Annotated in this window: 1 rRNA gene; it reads right to left on the bottom strand. The window is 52.3% G+C overall.

Features of this window, described 5'->3' with window-relative positions:
- Nucleotides 1-10: 10 nt before the first annotated feature.
- Nucleotides 11-2,939, bottom strand: a 23S ribosomal RNA gene (locus tag WAX74_RS20875).

Consider the following 2,939-nt stretch of genomic DNA (forward strand, 5'->3'; position numbering starts at 1 on the left):
AAATTCATATTTGGTTAAGTCCTCGATCGATTAGTATTCGTCAGCTGCACGTGTCGCCACGCTTCCACCCCGAACCTATCTACCTCATCGTCTTTGAGGGATCTTACTTACTTGCGTAATGGGAAATCTCATCTTGAGGGGGGCTTCGTGCTTAGATGCTTTCAGCACTTATCCCGTCCACACATAGCTACCCAGCGATGCTCTTGGCAGAACAACTGGTACACCAGCGGTGTGTCCATCCCGGTCCTCTCGTACTAAGGACAGCTCCTCTCAAATTTCCTACGCCCACGACGGATAGGGACCGAACTGTCTCACGACGTTCTGAACCCAGCTCGCGTACCGCTTTAATGGGCGAACAGCCCAACCCTTGGGACCGACTACAGCCCCAGGATGCGATGAGCCGACATCGAGGTGCCAAACCTCCCCGTCGATGTGGACTCTTGGGGGAGATAAGCCTGTTATCCCCGGGGTAGCTTTTATCCGTTGAGCGATGGCCCTTCCATGCGGAACCACCGGATCACTAAGCCCGTCTTTCGACCCTGCTCGACTTGTAGGTCTCGCAGTCAAGCTCCCTTCTGCCTTTACACTCTTCGAATGATTTCCAACCATTCTGAGGGAACCTTTGGGCGCCTCCGTTACACTTTAGGAGGCGACCGCCCCAGTCAAACTGCCCGCCTGACACTGTCTCCTACCCGGGTTACGGGTATGGGTTAGAATTTCAATACAACCAGGGTAGTATCCCACCGACGCCTCCTCCGAAGCTGGCGCTCCGGGCTCTAAGGCTCCTACCTATCCTGTACAAGTTGCACCAAAATTCAATATCAAGCTACAGTAAAGCTCCACGGGGTCTTTCCGTCCTGTCGCGGGTAACCTGCATCTTCACAGGTACTATAATTTCACCGAGTCTCTCGTTGAGACAGTGCCCAGATCGTTACGCCTTTCGTGCGGGTCGGAACTTACCCGACAAGGAATTTCGCTACCTTAGGACCGTTATAGTTACGGCCGCCGTTTACTGGGGCTTCAATTCGCACCTTCGCTTGCGCTAAGCACTCCTCTTAACCTTCCAGCACCGGGCAGGCGTCAGCCCCTATACTTCACCTTACGGTTTTGCAGAGACCTGTGTTTTTGCTAAACAGTCGCCTGGGCCTATTCACTGCGGCTCTTCTGGGCTATTCACCCAAAAGAGCACCCCTTCTCCCGAAGTTACGGGGTCATTTTGCCGAGTTCCTTAACGAGAGTTCTCTCGCTCACCTTAGGATTCTCTCCTCGACTACCTGTGTCGGTTTGCGGTACGGGCACCTCCCGCCTCGTTAGAGGCTTTTCTTGGCAGTGTGAAATCAGGAACTCCGGACATTCGTCCTCGCCATCACAGCTCAATGTTATAGAGTGCGGATTTGCCTACACTCACACCTCACTGCTTGGACGTGCATAACCAACAGCACGCTTACCCTATCCTACTGCGTCCCCCCATCACTCAAACGGCGGGGTGGTGGTACAGGAATATCAACCTGTTGTCCATCGTCTACGCCTATCGGCCTCGACTTAGGTCCCGACTAACCCTGAGCGGACGAGCCTTCCTCAGGAAACCTTAGTCATACGGTGGATGGGATTCTCACCCATCTTTCGCTACTCATACCGGCATTCTCACTTCTAAGCGCTCCACCAGTCCTTACGGTCTGACTTCAACGCCCTTAGAACGCTCTCCTACCACTGATACCATAGGTATCAATCCACAGCTTCGGTGATTTGTTTAGCCCCGATACATTTTCGGCGCAGCGTCACTCGACCAGTGAGCTATTACGCACTCTTTAAATGATGGCTGCTTCTAAGCCAACATCCTGGTTGTCTAAGCAACGCCACATCCTTTTCCACTTAACAAATACTTGGGGACCTTAGCTGGTGGTCTGGGCTGTTTCCCTCTTGACTACGGATCTTATCACTCGCAGTCTGACTCCCAAACATAAATCATTGGCATTCGGAGTTTGTCTGAATTCGGTAACCCGGGATGGGCCCCTAGTCCAAACAGTGCTCTACCTCCAAGATTCTAACGTTTGAGGCTAGCCCTAAAGCTATTTCGGAGAGAACCAGCTATCTCCAGGTTCGATTGGAATTTCTCCGCTACCCACACCTCATCCCCGCACTTTTCAACGTGCGTGGGTTCGGACCTCCAGTAAGTGTTACCTTACCTTCATCCTGGACATGGGTAGATCACCTGGTTTCGGGTCTACGACCACATACTCATTCGCCCTATTCAGACTCGCTTTCGCTGCGGCTCCGTCTCCTCGACTTAACCTTGCATGTAATCGTAACTCGCCGGTTCATTCTACAAAAGGCACGCCATCACCCATTAACGGGCTCTGACTATTTGTAGGCACACGGTTTCAGGGTCTATTTCACTCCCCTTCCGGGGTGCTTTTCACCTTTCCCTCACGGTACTGGTTCACTATCGGTCACTAGGGAGTATTTAGCCTTGGGAGATGGTCCTCCCGGATTCCGACGGAATTTCACGTGTTCCGCCGTACTCAGGATCCACTCAAGAGAGAACGAGCTTTTGACTACGGGGCTTTTACCCTATCCTGCGGACCTTTCCAGATCGCTTCGTCTAACTCGTTCCTTTGTAACTCTATGTTGAGTGTCCTACAACCCCAAGAGGCAAGCCTCTTGGTTTGGGCTCTTCCCGTTTCGCTCGCCGCTACTCAGGGAATCGATTTTTCTTTCTCTTCCTCCAGGTACTTAGATGTTTCAGTTCCCTGGGTGTGCCACAGATGCGCTATGTATTCACGCAAATGTACTGCTCCATTACGAACAGTGGGTTTCCCCATTCGGAAATCTCCGGATCAAAGCTCACTTACAGCTCCCCGGAGCATATCGGTGTTAGTGCCGTCCTTCTTCGGCTCCTAGTGCCAAGGCATTCACCGTGCGCCCTTATTAACTTAACC

It is taken from the genome of Psychrobacillus mangrovi (assembly GCF_037104765.1).
GTDB classification, from domain to species: domain Bacteria; phylum Bacillota; class Bacilli; order Bacillales_A; family Planococcaceae; genus Psychrobacillus; species Psychrobacillus mangrovi.